The organism is Enterococcus sp. JM9B, assembly GCF_009933265.1.
Taxonomy (GTDB): domain Bacteria; phylum Bacillota; class Bacilli; order Lactobacillales; family Enterococcaceae; genus Enterococcus_C; species Enterococcus_C songbeiensis.
The window spans coordinates 12,866-31,107 of sequence record NZ_MAEK01000015.1 but is presented as its reverse complement, the minus strand read 5'-3'; the positions used below and the strand labels follow the sequence as shown (position 1 = coordinate 31,107).

At 42.1% G+C, this 18,242-nt stretch carries 12 protein-coding genes; 3 read left to right on the top strand and 9 right to left on the bottom strand.

Annotated elements, in window-relative coordinates; all coding sequences use genetic code 11:
- Window positions 1–6 precede the first annotated feature (6 nt).
- The 5 genes from BAU16_RS04775 to BAU16_RS04755 form a co-directional block, all read right to left on the bottom strand.
- A complete protein-coding gene (locus BAU16_RS04775; protein ID WP_048603740.1) occupies window positions 7–951 on the bottom strand; it encodes a 3'-5' exoribonuclease YhaM family protein in 945 nt (314 codons plus the stop codon).
- Window positions 948–3,554, bottom strand: a complete 2,607-nt coding sequence (locus BAU16_RS04770; protein WP_161526583.1) for an ATP-binding protein — start codon at window positions 3,552–3,554, stop codon at window positions 948–950. Before BAU16_RS04770 ends, BAU16_RS04775 begins: the two co-directional genes overlap by 4 nt.
- A complete protein-coding gene (locus tag BAU16_RS04765; protein ID WP_237579208.1) occupies window positions 3,551–4,738 on the bottom strand; it encodes a metallophosphoesterase family protein in 1,188 nt (395 codons plus the stop codon). Before BAU16_RS04765 ends, BAU16_RS04770 begins: the two co-directional genes overlap by 4 nt.
- A gap of 150 nt (window positions 4,739–4,888) precedes the next feature.
- Window positions 4,889–5,230 (bottom strand): YlbF family regulator, encoded by a 342-nt coding sequence (locus BAU16_RS04760; protein WP_048603738.1) that lies wholly within the window; start codon window positions 5,228–5,230, stop codon window positions 4,889–4,891.
- A 47-nt stretch (window positions 5,231–5,277) separates the two neighbouring features.
- On the bottom strand, window positions 5,278–7,428 hold the full coding sequence (locus BAU16_RS04755; RefSeq protein ID WP_048603737.1) for a PBP1A family penicillin-binding protein: 2,151 nt from the start codon (window positions 7,426–7,428) through the stop codon (window positions 5,278–5,280).
- 196 nt (window positions 7,429–7,624) lie between these two features.
- Here BAU16_RS04755 and BAU16_RS04750 point away from each other — a divergent pair, with 196 nt between their 5' ends.
- Window positions 7,625–8,476 (top strand): RluA family pseudouridine synthase, encoded by an 852-nt coding sequence (locus BAU16_RS04750; RefSeq protein ID WP_161526582.1) that lies wholly within the window; start codon window positions 7,625–7,627, stop codon window positions 8,474–8,476.
- Window positions 8,477–8,553: 77 nt separating this feature from the next.
- Here the strand turns inward: BAU16_RS04750 and BAU16_RS04745 are convergent, their stop codons facing one another.
- The 3 genes from BAU16_RS04745 to BAU16_RS04735 form a co-directional block, all read right to left on the bottom strand.
- Window positions 8,554–9,579: a M23 family metallopeptidase gene (locus tag BAU16_RS04745; protein ID WP_053082150.1), complete on the bottom strand. Its 1,026-nt coding sequence runs from the start codon at window positions 9,577–9,579 to the stop codon at window positions 8,554–8,556.
- Window positions 9,580–9,757: 178 nt separating this feature from the next.
- Entirely contained in the window at window positions 9,758–10,507 is a 750-nt protein-coding gene (locus BAU16_RS04740; protein WP_161526581.1) for a pseudouridine synthase, read from the bottom strand.
- A gap of 55 nt (window positions 10,508–10,562) precedes the next feature.
- Entirely contained in the window at window positions 10,563–12,203 is a 1,641-nt protein-coding gene (locus tag BAU16_RS04735; protein WP_161526580.1) for a putative polysaccharide biosynthesis protein, read from the bottom strand.
- Window positions 12,204–12,543: 340 nt separating this feature from the next.
- On the opposite strand from BAU16_RS04735, the gene ade reads away from it, so the two are divergent.
- Together ade and BAU16_RS04725 are read left to right on the top strand one after the other, a co-directional pair.
- Window positions 12,544–14,271 carry an adenine deaminase gene (gene ade, locus BAU16_RS04730; protein WP_048603733.1) on the top strand — a complete coding sequence of 576 codons (1,728 nt, stop codon included), beginning with the start codon at window positions 12,544–12,546 and terminating at the stop codon, window positions 14,269–14,271.
- Window positions 14,272–14,423: 152 nt separating this feature from the next.
- Window positions 14,424–15,914: a UDP-N-acetylmuramoyl-L-alanyl-D-glutamate--L-lysine ligase gene (locus BAU16_RS04725; RefSeq protein ID WP_161526579.1), complete on the top strand. Its 1,491-nt coding sequence runs from the start codon at window positions 14,424–14,426 to the stop codon at window positions 15,912–15,914.
- Between the two features lie 59 nt (window positions 15,915–15,973).
- Here the strand turns inward: BAU16_RS04725 and BAU16_RS04720 are convergent, their stop codons facing one another.
- Entirely contained in the window at window positions 15,974–18,085 is a 2,112-nt protein-coding gene (locus tag BAU16_RS04720; RefSeq protein WP_161526578.1) for a HelD family protein, read from the bottom strand.
- Between the last annotated feature and the right edge of the window lie 157 nt (window positions 18,086–18,242).

Genomic DNA, 18,242 nt, shown 5'->3' with positions numbered 1-18,242 from the left:
TATTTCTTAAATATCCTTTGGTACATAAAAACTGCGGTTATCCATTCCAAAGATTCGATCGGTATATTCTCCGGGTGTCGTTTGCCGAACAGACGTCAGCATCATCTGCATCGATGCATCCAACAAGTCGATTTGATGAAGAATCTCCGCTTCCATAATCCGTGGACGAACGGGAGAACCATATTCTAACAAGCCGTGGTGTGCCAATACCATGTGACGTAAAATCACGATGTCTTCTTCCTGTTCATCAAATTTCAACGCGATGCATGCCTTAGTGATTTCTTCATCCACCAAAACTAAATGTCCCACAAGGTTTCCCACCAACGTATATTCTGTGGACATCGGCCCCGATAGTTCGATGACCTTTCCTAAATCATGCAAAATAATTCCGGCATACAATAACGATGCATTCAATTCCGGGTATTCTTTCACAATTGCTTTACCTAGTCGCAGCATCGAAACCGTATGATAAGCCAAACCGCTGGCAAAGGCATGGTGATTGCGTTTTGCCGCTGGAAATTCAAAAAATTCTTTTTGATATTTGTTCAATAAAAAGCGCACGATTCGGTTCCAATGGGGATTGGTGATCTCAAACAGGGTTTGATTGATTTCTTCTTCCATTGCTTCTTTTTTTAATGGCGCCCGCTCCATGAATTGTGAAGGCTCATTGGGTTCTTCTGGTTTTGCCAAACGCAGATGCATGATTTTCACCTGTGGATTGCCATTATATAATTCTCGTTTGCCTTGGAGAGCGACAACTTTCCCCGGTTCAAAACGAGTGATTTCCTCTTCAGATGCATCCCAAAATTTGCCATCAATCGTCCCAGAAGTATCCTGAAAGGTAAAGGCAATAAATTTTTTCCCATTTTTTGCGAGACGAACGTCGGCATTTTTGATCAAAACAAAGGCCTGAAATTCTTCATCGACTGTTAATTCTTTAATTTTCTTCATTTTCTTTCCCTCATTTCCATCACTGGTTGCTGGTATTCCTGATACAAGCTTACCATTTCTGCATCAGAAGACAAACAAATCACTTGATATTTTTTTGAAAATTCCTTTAAAAGCTGTGCAAATTGTCGTTTTCGTTGACTGTCATAGTGCAGCCAGCCATCATCGATCATTACCGGACAAAGGGGATGATTTTGTTGCAGTGCTAAATAGCCGAAACGAACCGCCATGATTACTTGATCCTTGGTTCCTGTCGATAATTCATAGATAGACAAATGTTGCCCGCTAGTAGTATTTTTCACTGCCAAGTTTCCAGATGAGATGGTTATTTGTTGGTACTGATCATTGGTCAATAGAGAAAAATAATGACTGGCTTTTGCTAATAACTGGGGTAGCTGCTGCTCTGAAAGCTCTGTTGTTAAATCACTCAAAAAAGCTGCAACTTGTTTTTTAATCCCCCATGAAAGAGCCAAGGATTGGATTTCAGCAGTCAACTTACTGCTTTCTTGATACAATTCATCCAACGTCCCATCCACTTGCAATTGTTGAATAATCAGTTGCAATCGCTGACTTTCCTGAGAAGCACTGCGCAAGTGATGGCGCCCTTCGTTTAGCTGCTGACTTAGCTGAGTGAAACGCCCGTCCAATTCTTCAGCCGAAAGTTCTTCTGGATATACTTTACGCAAGAGTTCTTCCAATTCTTTTTTTCTTTGCCAAGCTTTCGCCTGTTCCCGCATGCGTTCCAACCACCATGGAATCTCGGAGGGCTGATTGATTCCTGCCTGAGTAAGCAAGGGCTGATTTTTAGCAATCAACTGACTTTGCTGTTCCTTCTTCTCCTCTAGCTGTCGAGTCAATAAAACGCTGGATTGATGCGTCTGCTGTAACTTCAGTTCATTCATCTCATCAGCAAATTGTTGAAGCTGTGCCATTCGCTGAAGAATATCTCCCTTTGCCAAGGGCAGCCAATCTTCAAGAAAGTGAAAACGCCCCAGCATTCCTTGATAATTTTGATCAAGGGAAGCCAGTTGTTGATCAATTTCTTCCAAGGCTTTAGTGGTTTCTAAATACCCCGTCACGTCTTGTTGGTACCAAACTAAGCCACTCTTTTGCTCCTCTGACCACTGACGATAGTTGGGTACACTTTCTTCGATTGCTTGAAGAAGTGTCCCCTGTTGCGTTTTAAGTGCTGTGATTTTTTCTTGAATCAAAAAAAGCTGCTCTGACTTCTCCTTTTTGACTGTTTGCTCATCCGCAGAGGGTTGCTTTCTGAAAAAGAACAAGCCCAATCCAGCGAACAAAACAGCTAGCAGAATCAAAAGGAGTTGATTGCCGATAAAAAAGCTGCTGATAAAAAGTAATCCTGCGGCCGCTGCGCAACCCCACCCCCAAACAGACTGCGCCACAGCAGGTTTGGTTTGAACAGTTGGTTTTTCTTCTGCCAACCATTCTTTTTTCAGTATCAGCTCTTGAATTTGCCGCTCCAGCTGTTCGCTTTCTTTTACCTTTTCAAAAAAAGACGCAGTCAATGGTACCGGCAAATGACTTGGGTCCCACGGATATGTCCGCTCCCATTCATCCAATCGCTCAATGGCTTGGCTTTGCTGTTGCAGTTTTTGTTGAAACTCATCTGTCAGACGTGCGGCCGCGACTTTTTCTTGAAGCAGAGCCGTGATCTTTCCTTCATTGGTGAGATAAAAGGTGTACCGGTCAGAATTTTGCGTTTGTGAAAGTGCCTTGTCTAGGGCCGCTTGTGTCTCGATTATTTGCTGATTTAATTGCTGATAGGTTTGGTAAAAAGTTGCCAATGCTTTTTCGTCAACCGGAGCTCCGGGACGCAATTTCTTTTTCAAACGTTGCAACTCTTCATACTGAGACCAATACAATTGCTGCTGCTTTAATGCAGTTAATTGTTCTTCGGTCTTCTCGATTTTTTCTTCAAGAGCTGTTTGCTGTTTAGCCGCAGTTGCTAATGCGCCGTAATAATTTTGTACGTCTGATTCCTGTTGCTCTTTTTCGTGAATCTTTTGCCGCAATTCCTGCCATTCCGCTAATTTTTGATTCAACGGTAGTTTTTGCCCTTTGTGTTTAAATAATTTTTGGGCATCATTCAGGTATTCCTGCCGTTTTTCTAAAAGCTGTTTGCTTCCGGAAATGCCTAAAGAAATCAAGGCATCATGCAGTTCTCTTTCTTGAAGTTTTTCCAGTTGAGACAACTGCTCCTGTTGAAAGGTAAATACTTCTTGGAATAATTGCTGATTCAAAGGAGCAATCAAGGAAGCTAATAGACGGTCATCTCCGGTCTGTTCTCCCAGTGTCACCTTCGCTCGTCCACGATTGATCTGCTTATAGCGTTCGACACAGACCTTACCTTCAGGAAAGGAGAGCCATAATTTCCCACCAAAACTTGCACCGTCTTTTGGAGTATAATCTTTCTTATTGCCGCGTTTTGTTGGAAAACCGAAAAGCATAGCTTGAATAAATTGATATAAAGTAGATTTTCCCGCTTCATTGGCCCCAAAAAATAATTGATTACCGGAAACAAAATCAAACGTTGCCTGCCGGTATTTGCCAAAGCCGGTGATTTCTGCCCGCAACAGTTTCATTTACTTTCCTCCCAATAAAAATCGTCTTTCAGTTCTTTTGCAACAGCAGTCAAAATCTCTTCCTGATACTGAGCAGGATTCAATACCGTTGCCGCCAGTTGATGGGTCAATAATTCTTCGTGAATCATTTCAAAGGTGGTTGTTTCTTGGTAATTCGTAAGTAAAGCAGTTACCAGCTCCGTACTTGCCGGCAACGTCAGTCGATTTTTTTCTTCCTGCTGCTGAATCTCATAGACCCAAGTCAACTGGTTGCGTCTGGCAAAAAGCTCATTCATGTAATCCATCAGTTCGAGAAGCTGATTTTCTGTTAGAAAATTCCCTTTGGCTGACTTAGTCGTCAGTTTGAGGGAAAGAAGGGCTTGATAATCAATGGGTTGCAACTGCGCAATAAGCTGTTGCAACACCGCTTGCGGATGATTCGTCTCAATCGGAATAGCCACTTGCTGCCAGCTTATTTCAGCGACTTGCACCATTTGTCGACGGCTTTTGCCTGCGGTAATCTCTACCAATTGACTACCGGTTGTCGTTTCCTTTTTTGTATGCCCCTGTGTGGTTCCCGGATATACAATCGGTGGTTGTTCATTCAATACAGTGGGAACATGGATGTGACCCAATGCCCAGTAATCATAATTTTTCGCCTTCATTTGGCTTAACAGAAACGGGGCATAACGTTCCCCTTGGCTGTCCCCGTGATACAGACCGATATGAACATCTACCTTACTACGATTGGGAAACTCGGTAGCTTTTTCCGCTTTGATCCACGGTTGAGTATAGCTAAAACCGCTGATGGCGTATGTTTCTCCGGCTTTCGTTTTTCCTTTGAAGGTGGTGACTGTTTCGCTAGTGAATAACGTGACATTTTTGGGAAACTCAAACCAATACCTTTGCGGATCATAATAATCGTGGTTGCCAAAAATCATGTACACCGGAATTTGCGCTTCTGCCAAACGCTGCATCTCCTCAAAAAAGAAATGCTGGGTTTTAAGTGAAGGCTTATTCTGATGGAAGGTATCCCCTGCCAGCAGCAGAAAATCCACTTCATTGGCTAACGCTGCCGACACTAAATTCGTCAGCACTTGCTGATTAAGTTTTGTAAAAGCTTTGACCGCCTGTTTTGAAAGATTTGCCAAGCCTTCAAATGCTCGGTCCATATGTAAATCTGCCGCATGAATAAAGCGTACCACGCACGTTTCCTCCCGTATTTCTTTTTCAATATCATACCATTTTTACGGCTATTCGTCAGCAAAATACGAAAACTTGTTCGCATTTCAAAAAAAGAAAAGGTACATTCCCAAAATAGGAAATGCACCTCGGATATTTTTCTTCTAAATTGCTTAGTTGCCGTATAATTCCCGAACAGGACCCATGATAATCCGATTCAAATCATTGACTACGGTACTGAAGGCTTGTTCTTTTTGCATCAATTGATTGATCAATTCTTCTTTTTGTACACGTTCTGCCATTGCTTGCGCTCTTTGGGCGTCTTCTTCTGACACTTCTTCTCCTGCCATCATTTTCGTTTGTAATTCTTGTTGCAGGGTTTGAAATTCTTTAAATAGTGCAAAGGCTTCTTCATTTTCTTTCAAACGGTCAAAAGAAGCTCTTAGTTCGCCAAAATGTTCAGATTCACGAATTTCTTTTTCTAATTGGTTTGCTGTATCATAAATATTTGCCATGCTTGTCCCTCGCTTTATCTTATTTTCTCTATTGTAACATAAAGCGTCTAGTTACCAGAAATTTTTCCCCAGATTCCCTTGAAAAGATCTTTGGCTCCTTCTTTGACCCGGCCACCAAATTCTACCAGACCATTTTTGGCTTTTTCAGTGAAATCATCCACTGATTTATCCCAATCACTTTCTTCGTCAGAATCCACTTCGTCAGCCGCTACAACTTTGCCGCCGGTTTGATAAGCATCGGCGACCGTAAAGCTGCTTTCTGCTGTGTAAGGTAAAATATTTTGTGCCATGGAACGAAAAACCTGTCCTACAACATCTCCACTAGTTCCACTTAAATAATGATCTTTACTGGTTTTTTCATACCCTAACCAAGTGGAAATGACTACATCCGGCGTGTATCCGACAATCCATTGATCGTTTGCCTTGGAGGAATCAAAATTGGTTTCTGTGGTTCCTGTTTTTCCCGCCACAGTATATCCATAAGGCTGTGCCTGCATTGCGGTCCCGTTTGAAAAAGTCCCCAACAACATACTGGTCATTTCTTTTGCAGTTTCTTTTGAAACAACTTGTTCGGCTTTCGGATCGCTATTATCTACAATCACTGTACCTTGGGAATCCACAATTTTCGTGATCAGATGCGGATCGTACCGTTTCCCGTCATTGGCAAATGCACCGTATGCACTAGCCATTGTTAGCGGAGATTCTCCTTTTTCCAATCCACCCAAAGCCACTCCGCCCCAGTATTTATCTTTTTCAGAAAGAGTCAAGCCAAATTCCGCTGCCTTGTTGTAGCCTTTTTCCATTCCGATTTCGTGCAGTAGCCAAACCGCCGGTGCATTCAAGCTCCAAGCAACGGCTTGGTACATTGGAACTTCACCAGAATACGTACCATCATAATTGTTCACATCATAAAAAGACAACGCTTCATCTTTTAAAATGCTGTCGGGTTTGTAGCCCGCTTCTAAAGCCGGTGCAAATACGCTCAAGGGTTTGATTGTCGAACCTGGCGAACGTTTCATTTGTGTTGCAAAATTAAAGCCCCGAAAAACATGTTCTCCTCGGCGTCCTACTAGTGCCCGAACACCGCCAGAGTTAGGATCTAAGGCTACCGAACCAGATTGAACCATCGCCCCATCTGCTGCATTTGCTGGAAAAACAGAATCATCCTTGTAAGTTGCTTCCATTTGCGCTTGATAATTTTGATCCAGCGCTGTGTAGATTTTATAGCCTTTATTCATAATATCTGTTTCATTAATATCATATTTTTCCACTGCTTCATCAATAATCGCATCGAAATAATAAGGATACTTGTAGCCGGATTCTGATTGTGAATAGGTATCATTGACAAATTCTGCAATATCCACTGCGGAAGCCTCTTGTTCTTGGGCTGCCGTAATTTTTTCATTTTCCTTCATGACTGCCAGCACTGTATCCCGCCGTTTGTTGGCATTTTCCGGATATTCAATAGGATTGTAGATGGAAGGACCCTTTAGCATACCTACAAGGGTTGCTGCTTCTCCCAAAGTAACTTCATTGGCATTTACTCCGAAATATTTTCTTGCGGCATCCTGCACACCCCAAACCCCATTACCGAAATAAGAGTTGTTTAAGTACATCGCCAAAATATCTTCTTTACTGTATTTTTTTTCAATTTCAATGGCTAAAAACAATTCTTTGGCTTTTCGGCTGAAGGTTTGATCCAAAGTCAGATAAGCATTTTTTGCCAACTGCTGCGTGATGGTACTTCCCCCACCACCTGACGTATTGCGGTTGATAACCGTCCGTACTGCTGCCCGAGCAATTCCCTTGATGTCAAAGCCATGATGTTGATAAAAATTACGGTCCTCGGTAGAGATAACGGCATCCTGAATAAAAGGTGAAATCTGCTCCAAATCAATGTAGGTTCCTTTTTGTGCATAGAGCTTTCCAGCTTCATCGCCGTCTTTGTCATACACAATCGTGGATTCCTTCAAATCTGATTCTAAACGATCCACGTTGACCTGCTTGGCTAAATAAAACAAATACACACTTGTGACCAAAACCACGACAAGTCCCAACAAAATAATAACTTTATTGACATGGTATTTTTTCCATATGCGCTTGCGCCAATGATGGAACTGAACCAGATAAGGTTTGAGCCAGCGCCAGAACGCTGCCAGCCCTGCTTTGAATTTTGCTAGTATTTTCTGAAAATCCATTAAGTTAGACTCCTTGTTTCGTTTGTCTTGAGTGTATCACAGCGACTTCTTCCTGAAATGCGACCTAAGTCGGAGTCTGCCGATTTTCACCCATATGCTAGTAATCATATCATTTAATTCTCGGGAAAAAGTTTTTTTTTTCTTAAATATCTTTAAAAAATGCTATACTAATCTGGAAAACAACAAGGAGATAGACATGAGATACGAGATAATTTTACCAAAAAATCAGGAAGAACAAACTTTGCGCCAACTACTGGAAACCGAATGGCTGGTTCCCCGCAAGGTCCGCCATTTCTTACGAGTACGTAAAACCGTTTGGGTTAATGGAAACATTGCAACTTTTCAACAGATGTTACAAGCAGGAGATCGGATAACCGTAGAATTGGCTGAAGAAGACTACAGCTACCAAGAGGTTGTATTAGGGGACAAAAAAGCAATCCATGTTTTGTACGAAGACGAACATCTGATTGTCGTCAACAAAGGGGCCGGTCTCAAGACCCATCCGAATCAGCCGCAAGAAACCGGAACATTGCTCAATGATTTGGCTGCCTATTTGGCTGATAAAGAACAGCGACCTTATGTGGTTCATCGTTTAGACAAAGAGACCAGCGGTGCCATTCTTTTTGCAAAAAATCCGCTAGTTTTGCCAATTCTCGGTCGGCTGTTGGAGCAAAAAAAAATCTACCGCCGCTATCAAGCCGTTGTTTCAGGAAAAATCGACCATGATTTGACGATTACCAAAAAAATCGGGCGGGACCGTCATGATCGCCGCAAGCGAGTCATCGACGAACGTAATGGTCAAACAGCTATCACCCATGTTTCAAGCCAGCAGGCAACAGCAAAACAAAGTCGAATTTTTTGTGTGCTAGAAACTGGGCGCACTCATCAAATCCGCATCCATTTAAAAAGTATCGGTCATCCGATTCTCGGTGATCCTCTCTATGGAAAAGCTGATGAGCGGCTGCAGCTGCATGCGTATGAGCTGTTTTTGACTCATCCTTTTACTAAGGAACACTTGCAGATCACCGCTGAACCGGGATTGTGGTGAAGGAAGATTTCGAAAAAAAAGCGTTGTTCAGGAAAATTCCTAAACAACGCTTTTTGACTAGTTTCTTCTGTATTCCATCAAAGTCCTAAAAAGGAAGAAGGATCAACAAAACCGCTCCAGACAGATGTGCTTAAACCAAAATGCAAATGAACACCGGTTGAATTTCCGGTAGAGCCCATTTGACCTACGGATTGCCCAACTTTGATACTTTGACCAACTGTCGCATTGATTTTACTTAAATGCATGTAATAAGAATAGTAGCCGTTATCATGTTTGATGATCACATAATTGCCGGCGCTAGGATCAGTGCCTGCCATTTCCACCACACCATCTCGTGCTGCCATCACATTTTGACCGTAAGAGCCGGTAAAGTCGATTCCATCATGTTGAGTGCCGGAAGCGCCTGTAGGATCTTCTCTACCGCCAAAACCACTGCTGACAGATAGTTTCGTTGCTAACGGCGAAGCAAAGCCGGTAGCAGCAGTCTTAGCTTTTTCTTCTTCTGCTTTTTGAGCTTTTTGCAATTTCGTTACCGCCGTTTGCTGTTTCTTGATCGTTTCGTTGGTTGTTTGAATCTGGGCGTTTATTTCTGCCTCTTGATTCTCCAACTCTGTGGTTTGATCAGTGAAAGCGGCGATTTTTCCTTGTAGTGTAGCGAAGGAAATATGTACATCGGATTGTTCTGCAGTGACCGTTTTTTTCTTTTCAGTCAGTTCATTCAATTCACGGTAGACATCCATCACTCGTGAGGAATAGTTGACGGTCGACGATTGGACAGCGGGATGGTACACCATAGATTCCATAAGCGCTTGTTTTTCTTTTTCAGCCGTCGTGACTTCTTGAAGTTCTGCCTGCAGGTCATTCAATTCTGCAGCAGTTTTTTCTGCCGTGGTTTCTGCCGTTGCTTTTTCTGCAGCAATCTCTGTTTTTTCTGAAGCTAATTCTTTTAATTGTTGTTGTAAAGCAGCAACTGTTTTTTGACTAGCAGTCAATGTTTTTTGGGTTGCTGCGAGTTGATCAGTGGTTTCTGAAGCAAAAGCGGTGGAAGAAATTCCCATGCTCATTACTAATGCGGCTAAAGCGATTGTCTTTCTGATTTTCAATAAAAGACCCCTTTTCATATTTTTTTTACCTTGCATAATTTAGCATGGATTTTTATGAAATGGGTAACAATGCCGTTACGTTTTCTTGTCGCTCCCTTCATCAGATTGCAACAAAACCATTTTTTATTACGAAAAAGTTTCAAAATCTAGGATATATTACAAAAGAACAAACTATTTTTTAAGTTGTTTGATTATTTCTTAAGCTTTTTTCTTCATTGGTTACTTGTAGCTGAGCAATTTCATCTGCCGTCAATGGTCGATATGTCCCTAGTTTCAAACTATCCTCCAAGACCAGACTACCCATTCGAAGACGTTTCAAATAGGTCACTTTCTTTCCAACCGCTTTGACCATCCGTTTAACTTGATGGAATTTTCCTTCATGTAGAATCAAGCGAATCTCGGAGGTTTGCGTGGTTTCATCCCGCGTTAAAAGCGTTAACTCTGCCGGCATCGTTTCTTCTCCACCATCGATGGTTACTCCCTGCGCAAAAGCAGCCACATCCTCTTTTGTCATGATGCCGTCGATTTTTGCGAAATATTCTTTTTCTACATGTTTTTTTGGCGAAAGCAGCCGATGGGCAAGCTCGCCATCATTAGTAATCAACAGTAAGCCTTCCGTGTCCTTATCCAAACGTCCCACCGGGAACAAATCTTCCCGGGCATCCTCCTTCAACAAAGACAATACAGTCGGGTCTCGTCGATCTGTCGTAGCTGAAACCACTCCCTGAGGCTTATGGAGTAAGTAATAAAAATATTTCTGGTAGATCACCGGTTGTCCATCAAACAAAATTTGATCTTCTTCAGTCACTTGAGTTTTATCTGAGGTGACTACTTGTCCATTAACCCGAACCAATCGACCTTTGATATATTTTTTGACTTCTTTGCGGCTGCCAATCTGCATGTCCGCTAAAAATTTATCCAAACGCATGGTCGTTCCCTCCATTAAAAATGCGGCATCAACCAAAGTCAATACCGCCATTGTGCTATTTTATGTGCAATTTCCCTCGCATTTTCTTCGCTGTTGCTCCCAGCAATTTATCTGCCAAACGAATTTTCAGCGCCATATATACGTAACTGCCGCCGCCGACACCAGCCACCAGCAAGACCATGATAAAGGATTGAAATTTGCTCTCAGTATTTAAGAATAAATCACTGATTTGTCGAGTGATAACAGCCAAAACCAACATTATCAGTGTCATCAGAAAAATGAGAACGGTTCGCCGAAAGGTCAGTGTAAAATTAAAGCGGGAAATCTTGTGCATTTTCCGCATATTCAAGTAACAGGTCAAACCAAAACCAAACATGGTCGCGATCATCGGTCCGTATACTTCAAATAAACGAATCATTGGGTATTGCAAAATTAGTTTAACCACTAAACCCAAGGCAAAATATTTGATAGCTGCGCCATTTTCGTACATTCCCTGCAACATGCTGGCAGTCATCATGAACAAGCCCAAGAATAAACCAGCGATACAGGCTTGAATCAACACTTTAGCGCCCAGAGCATCTGGTTCATAAAACAACGTATTTAAAGGATAGGCCAACAGCATCATCCCAAAACTAGCCGGCAACATCACGAAAGAGAACAGTTGCAGATTGTTGCTGATTAGTTTTGCCAGGCCCCGGTGATCTCCCACGGTTCGTGCTTCGGTGATCAAGGGCAACCCAGTAGAAGAAATTGACGTTGCCAAACCGATTACCACCATCGTCAGTTTATCTGGATTGGCACTAAAAATTGAAAAAAGATCCTTCAACTGGTCACTGGAATATTCGGTAAATCGTTGCATGCTGCGAATAAAAGTAAATTGATCGACTAATTTAAACAATGTGATTCCGGAACCAATGATAATAAATGGAATGGCTTCTTTTACAGTTTCGATCAGCAATTCTTTTGTATGAATCGTTGCTTCCTGTCCGCTATACTCCACCAACGTATCCATACGAACTTTTTCTTTTTTGAGAAAATAACCCAATACGGCAAAACTTGCCAGTACCCCGATAAACGCAGCAAAAGTTGATTGCGTCACCGCTTCAGTATATTCCCCATTCAATGTTTTCATGATGATGAAAGTCGCCAACAACATATACGCCACACGGGCAATTTGTTCGACGATTTGTGAAATCGCAAAGGGCCGCATGTCTTTAAAACCTTGGAAATACCCTCGAATGACACTCATACAAGGAAAGACCAAAATTGCGACACTCAAGGAACGCATCGTTGGCACCAACTCTGCGCCACCACCAGATGCCTCCGCTAAAAAAGGAGCCAGCAAATACATGATACCGGCAGAAATAATGCCGAAAATTCCCATCACCTGTAACGCACGAATAAATAATTTACGGCTGGTACTGTACTCATTCAATGAATTATAATGTGCGGTCTGTTTAGCAATCGCAGCCGGGATGCCGGCCGTCGAGATCATTAAAAACAAAGCGTAGATATTGTAGCCCATATTAAACAGGGCGTTGGCAGCTTTGGCATTTTCTCCCATCCAAGCATACCAAGGTAAAATATAAATCGCTCCCAATAAACGCGAGCCGATGTTGCCGATGGTCATCCATGCAGAACCACGGGCCATCCGTTCTTCATTTGTTAATTCTGCTGGTCGTGTTTTGTTTTCCATTTGTCCACAATCTCCAACTTTCTATGTATCAAGGCATATTCTCTATTTTAAAGGGAAACTATCAATGTAGCAATTACTTTTGGTAAATTTAACGAAATTCATTGGAATTCCTTTTTTCAGCTGTGAATTAGAAAAAAAATCTTTTCTACTTTCAAAACGTCCGTCTTTTTTTCGTTTTTCATGAAAATTCTAGAGAATTTTCTCAAAAGTATTGGCTAAATCCGAATTCATGGTATACTTGTAACAATTTATTTTACGCCCTTGATTTTCTCTATTTTTTAAAGCGAGCTGAAAATAAAACAAGGTATTACCCATCTAAACCTATAAAGGAGGAGCAAAAGTGGAAACATTATTAAAAAAACATATTTTAGCTGCTGGTAAAAAACAACCTGCCGATCTGGTCATCAAACAGGTTCAAATTGTCAATGTATTTACCAAAGAAATCACAGTTGGTGATGTCGCAGTTTGCGATGGAAAGATCGTTGGAATCGGTCATTATGAAGGACTCACCACTATTGACGGTAAAAATCAGTATTTGGTTCCCGGCTTTATTGATGGTCACGTACATATTGAAAGTTCGCTTTTATCTCCCCAAGAATTTGCCAAAATCTCCTTGCTTCATGGTGTGACCACGGTGGTAACTGATCCCCATGAAATCGGAAATGTTGCCGGTAGCAAAGGACTTCAGTTTATGCTGGAAGATGGCAAGCAATCGCCCATGACTATTTTTGTCATGCTGCCTTCGTGCGTACCGGTAACCCCATTTGAAACCAGCGGCGCCGTCTTAGATGGAAAAGCCTTGGCACCTTTTCTTGAAGATCCTAATGTTCTAGGACTGGCGGAAGTGATGAATTACCAAGCCGTTGCTACTGCGGAAACGGATATTTTAGATAAAATCAGTCGCATGCACCAACAAAAAAAGAAAATCGACGGCCACGCTGCCGGCATCACTGGTGAAGCTCTGAATGTGTATCCCGCTGCAGGAATTCGAACTGACCACGAGGCAACCACTGCCGCCGAAGCCAAAGAACGCTTGGCACTGGGCATGTATCTGATGGTTCGAGAAGGAACCGTCGCAAAAAATCTTGACGCCCTTTTACCGGCAATCACACCAGAAAATTCCCGCCGTTGCTTATTTGTGACGGATGATAAATTGATTGATGATTTGGTAGCAGAAGGGTCCATCGATCACATCGTTCGGCAAGCGATCCAAGCAGGCATGGAACCGTTGCAAGCCATTCAAATGGCTTCATTAAATGCCGCCGAATGTTTTGGTTTAACAACTCTAGGAGCAATTGCTCCAGGGTATCAAGCTGACTTCTTTTTGACAGATGATTTAAAAACTTTACCTATCCATACCGTCTTTGCCAAAGGGGTCCCGGTCGTTCAATCTGGTCACTTAAACGAATCCTGCTTTTCAGCTCCATTGGCTTTTGAAAAAGAATTACCAAAAATCAGTGTACAGCCGTTAGATACTCACTCGTTTGATTTACCGCTGACTGCTTCTAAAGCCCATGTGATTGAGATCATCCCCAACAGCTTGTTGACGAATGATTTAATAGAAGATGTTCAAACAGTAAAGGGCTTGTTCCAGCCTTCGATTAAAAAAGATCAGCTGAAAATCGCTGTTATCGAACGCCATCATGCCACTGGAAATATCGGATTAGGCATCGTGAAAGGTTTTCAGTTGAAGGCAGGTGCCTTAGCTACTACGGTGGCCCATGATTCCCACAACATCGTGGTAGTGGGAACTTCTGACGAAGAAATGCGCTTTGCTGCTAATCAATTGATCAAAAAAGGCGGCGGTATGGTCGTTGTTCATCAAGATAAAGAATTGGCGTGTCTGCCGTTGCCTATCGGTGGGTTGATGTCTCAAGAACCCTTCATGGCAGTCAATCAGCAGTTGATCCAACTGACGGAACAGGCACGAAAACTAGGTGCCAGCCGTGCCTTCAATCCTTTCTTGACCCTTTCCTTTTTGACACTATCGGTGATTCCCGAATTGAAGATCACCGATAAAGGATTATTTTCTTTTTCCAAGTTTCAACTGATTCCTGTCAACGACTAAATTTTTATCCTTCTTCAAAAATAAACCGCCAAAAAAATTGGCGGTTTATTTTTTTGGAATAAGAAAAGTCTGCTCTCCTGGCTCCTGATTTTTTTCAGTCCACTTTCAAAATTGTGCTATAATAAACTAAAAATTGAAAAAGGAGCTTCACAATGACCTTTTCCCTTGAAACGATTCGCACTTTGTTACTCAAAGAAAATCTGCTTAAAGAGTTTGTTTCAGCGGAGGGCTGGCATCTGACAATTGACAGCAAAAAGGAATTTTCTGCACTTTCCTATGATTCCCGTTCCGTTGATTCCCAAACACTTTTTTTCTGTAAAGGATTGAATTTTAAAGCGGACTACCTGATTTCCGCTATTGAAAATGGGTTGGAAGTCTACGTGGCAGAAGAACCCTATGCTGTTTCAGCGCTTGGTATCATCGTAACAGATGTCCGCAAAGCAATGGCGATTTTGGCGATGGCCTTTTACGATTATCCTCAAGACAAATTGACGTTGATTGCTTTTACTGGAACCAAAGGAAAAACTACTGCTGCTTATTTTACCAAGGCGGCTTTAGATGTCACCACCGACAAAAAAACAGCCCTGCTTTCCACTATGAATACTACATTAGATGGAACGACTTATTTTAAATCTCATTTATCCACTCCTGAATCTTTGGATTTGTATCGTATGATGGCACAAGCAGTCACCAATGGTATGACTCATCTCGTGATGGAGGTCTCTTCACAAGCTTACAAAACACATCGCGTGTTTGGATTGTTTTTCGATGTTGGGATTTTTCTAAATATCTCTCCAGATCATATCAGCCCCATCGAGCACCCGACTTTTGACGACTATTTTTATTGCAAACGACAATTACTGCTTCATGCCAAACACATGATTATCAATCGAGACAGCGATTATTTTGATTTATTAAAAGAAACCTGTGAGCTGAACAAAATTCCATTGACCACCTACGGACGAAAAGATGCCGATTATCTGGTGGTTTCCGAAGAAGGATTGGCTTTTTCATTACAATCTGACCAAGATCCGTTTGCCTTGAACGGTCACTATTCGCTATTACTGGCTGGTGGATTCAATCAAGAAAATGCCGCCAGTGCGTTGTTGGCAGCCGCACTGGCAGGCGCCTCCGCAAAAGACGGACAGCTCGGTCTGGCACAAGCGCGAGTTCCCGGACGTATGGAACAATTACAAGCAAAGAATGGCGCAACCATCTACGTCGATTACGCCCATAATTATCTTAGTTTAAAAACGTTGCTGCATTTTGCGAAAACGCAGCATCCTGACGGTCGAGTCATCGTTGTTCTTGGCAGTCCTGGTGGAAAAGCTATTTCCCGGCGACAAGATTTCGGGAAAATTTTATCCCAACAAGCCGACATCGCCATTTTGACTGCAGACGATCCTGCCTTTGAAGACCCACAAGCCATCGCAGAAGAAATCAATCAAGCGGTGACTAATCCAGAGTTGGTAATTTATTTTGAAATGGATCGTCCGCAAGCCATTGCCCAAGCCATCGCCTTGGCAGAGCCAAAGGATTCCATTATTCTTGCCGGCAAAGGACAAGATCAATACCAAAAAATCAATGGAGAAGATGTCCCCTATGACGGGGATTATCTGATTGCTGAACAGATAATTCAATGAGCTTAGATTAAAAACGTTCCTGATTCTCTGCATTATCCGCAGAAATCAGGAACGTTTTTTTAATGGATCAATGGTGTCAGTTCATCTTGATAAGTCACGACTACTTGTTGCATGCCACGGGAAATGGCGGTGTACAGACGTTTTTGATCCTGTTCTGAAAAATAATTTTTCGCTGAAACATCATACAAAATCACATGATCAAATTCTAAGCCCTTTGCCAAGCTGATAGACAGCACCTGGCTTTGATCGCCAGCCTTACGCAAGGTTTCTGTTAATTGAACAGCCTGCTGTTGCGTTTTAGTCAATATAGTCAGTTGTTGCTTAGTAGACATTTCTTTCACTAGTTGAACAAATTCCTCGACCACCGCAAAAGAACGAAAAGTCACCGGCAATCCGTCTGGTCGCACCGGCAAAATTTCCATTGGCGTGGTAACCAACTTTCGAAACAGCTTCGTGATTGCACCGCTTGAACGATAACTATTCAGTAAATCATAGCGTTTCACCGACTGTTGTTTTTCAGCAAATATAGCTTGTACCTCTGAAAAAGCAATTTGAGAATTAAAAATTGCCTGATTTTCGTCCCCCACCATCGTGAAATGGGTTTTCGGGAACAAAGCCGCTAGCAAGGTGATTTGAGCATACGTGTAATCTTGGATTTCATCAATCAAAATAAAACGCAGCATTGGTACGTCACTTTTTTCAATAAACGTGTGACGAACCAATAGCCGAATCACTGATTCATCGATCGTTCCACCAAATTTTGGCATTTCTTGTCCGGTAAAACGTTGATAGATTGCCGCAACCATGCCTTCTTCATTGATCCATTCATTTTGCCGCAACGCCTTTGCTACCTTCCGATATTTTCGTTGCAATAATTTCTTGCTGTAACGAAAAATACTGGCTTCTGATTCGTCACTGATTAATTCACCAAAATAGTGCTGCTGCAATTCTTCAGACAAGGAAAGCACTTGATTTTGAATCCGTTCACTGTGAGCTTGCTGAATGATTCGCTGATCCCAATAGCTAAGAAGCTGTTTTTTCATGGCCTGCAACTTATCGATCATTTTGGGATAATTAGGTGTTTTTCGATAAAATCCCTGCAATGTTTCTACTGAAATCAGAACTTTTCCTTTATAAACAATCGGTTGAAACAAATCAATCCTTGCTAAAAGCTCGTCCGCTTGTTTGAGATAATCTACAAATGCTTTGCTGCGAAGAATCGCAGTCATTTTTGAAACAGGTGCATTTAAGCGTTCAAAATATTCTGTTTCGTCCTCCAATTCTTGAGAACTGAATTCTTGCAAAAATAGCGGCAAAGTCAAATTAAGCGGATTGCGTTCACCCAAGGCGGGTAAAACATTAGAGATATAGTCGATAAATTGCGTATTGGGTGACAGGATCAAGAGATCATCTGCGGTGATTTGCTGCCGCAATGAATAGAGCAAATATGCAATACGTTGCATGATTGTCGAGGTTTTTCCGCTGCCGGCGATGCCATTCACCAATAAATGACGGCTAGTGTTATCGCGAATGATTTTGTTCTGCTCTTTTTGAATGGTTGCCGTGATGTCCTTCATAAATCCAGTGGTATCATTCTCCAAGGCTTCCAATAAAACATCATCTTGAATCGCCACAGAAGTATCAAAGGAATTCAGCAGACGATCTCTTTCGATAATCAGCTGCCGGCGACCGGCAATTTCCACCGCTATCTTTTGCCCATTGACTTGATAGCTGGAAGGTCCCAACTCATTGTTGTAAAATAATTCTGCAATCGGTGAGCGCCAGTCGTAGATTCGTGTATCTCCCGCCAAATTTCGAAAGCCATTGATGCCAATATAAAAATCTTCCGGTGCTTCCTCCATAAAATCGACCACTACTTTGCCAAAATACGGCACATTCAAGGAACGATTGACCTGCGCCAATTCAACATCTGCAGTTTGCATTTTGAAATTCATTTGATCGATTTCTCGATTTTTCATTTCCAACTGTGAAAAAGTATCGAGATTGTCCAGCACACTATCAAAATTCAAACTGACATCTCCTTGCATCCCCTGCAACGCCGTCAATGCCTCATCCTTAGACTGTGCCAGATAGGTTTGCAATACCTCTTTTTTCTCCAGCAGCTCCCCATAAACGACCGTTAAATACTCTTGTTCTTTGTGGTTGACCATACACACATTCCCCTTTACTGTTTGAAGGATAGGGTACGGATTATACGCTCTTTTTAAGAAATTTTCAAATGGTTGGCGTAGCTACTTACAACAGTCAACTAAAGAAATTTGCCAAAAGACAAAAACACCTCCCAAAATACAGGAGGTGTCTCAAAAC

What these genes read in the sequence shown, in the direction of transcription:
- BAU16_RS04775 (WP_048603740.1), bottom strand. Translation starts at nt 951, where the DNA reads ATGAAGAAAATTAAAGAATTAACAGTCGATGAAGAATTTCAGGCCTTT.
- BAU16_RS04720 (WP_161526578.1), bottom strand. Translation starts at nt 18,085, where the DNA reads ATGGTCAACCACAAAGAACAAGAGTATTTAACGGTCGTTTATGGGGAG.
- BAU16_RS04750 (WP_161526582.1), top strand. Translation starts at nt 7,625, where the DNA reads ATGAGATACGAGATAATTTTACCAAAAAATCAGGAAGAACAAACTTTG.
- BAU16_RS04755 (WP_048603737.1), bottom strand. Translation starts at nt 7,428, where the DNA reads ATGGATTTTCAGAAAATACTAGCAAAATTCAAAGCAGGGCTGGCAGCG.
- BAU16_RS04740 (WP_161526581.1), bottom strand. Translation starts at nt 10,507, where the DNA reads ATGCGTTTGGATAAATTTTTAGCGGACATGCAGATTGGCAGCCGCAAA.
- BAU16_RS04735 (WP_161526580.1), bottom strand. Translation starts at nt 12,203, where the DNA reads ATGGAAAACAAAACACGACCAGCAGAATTAACAAATGAAGAACGGATG.
- BAU16_RS04770 (WP_161526583.1), bottom strand. Translation starts at nt 3,554, where the DNA reads ATGAAACTGTTGCGGGCAGAAATCACCGGCTTTGGCAAATACCGGCAG.
- BAU16_RS04725 (WP_161526579.1), top strand. Translation starts at nt 14,424, where the DNA reads ATGACCTTTTCCCTTGAAACGATTCGCACTTTGTTACTCAAAGAAAAT.
- BAU16_RS04760 (WP_048603738.1), bottom strand. Translation starts at nt 5,230, where the DNA reads ATGGCAAATATTTATGATACAGCAAACCAATTAGAAAAAGAAATTCGT.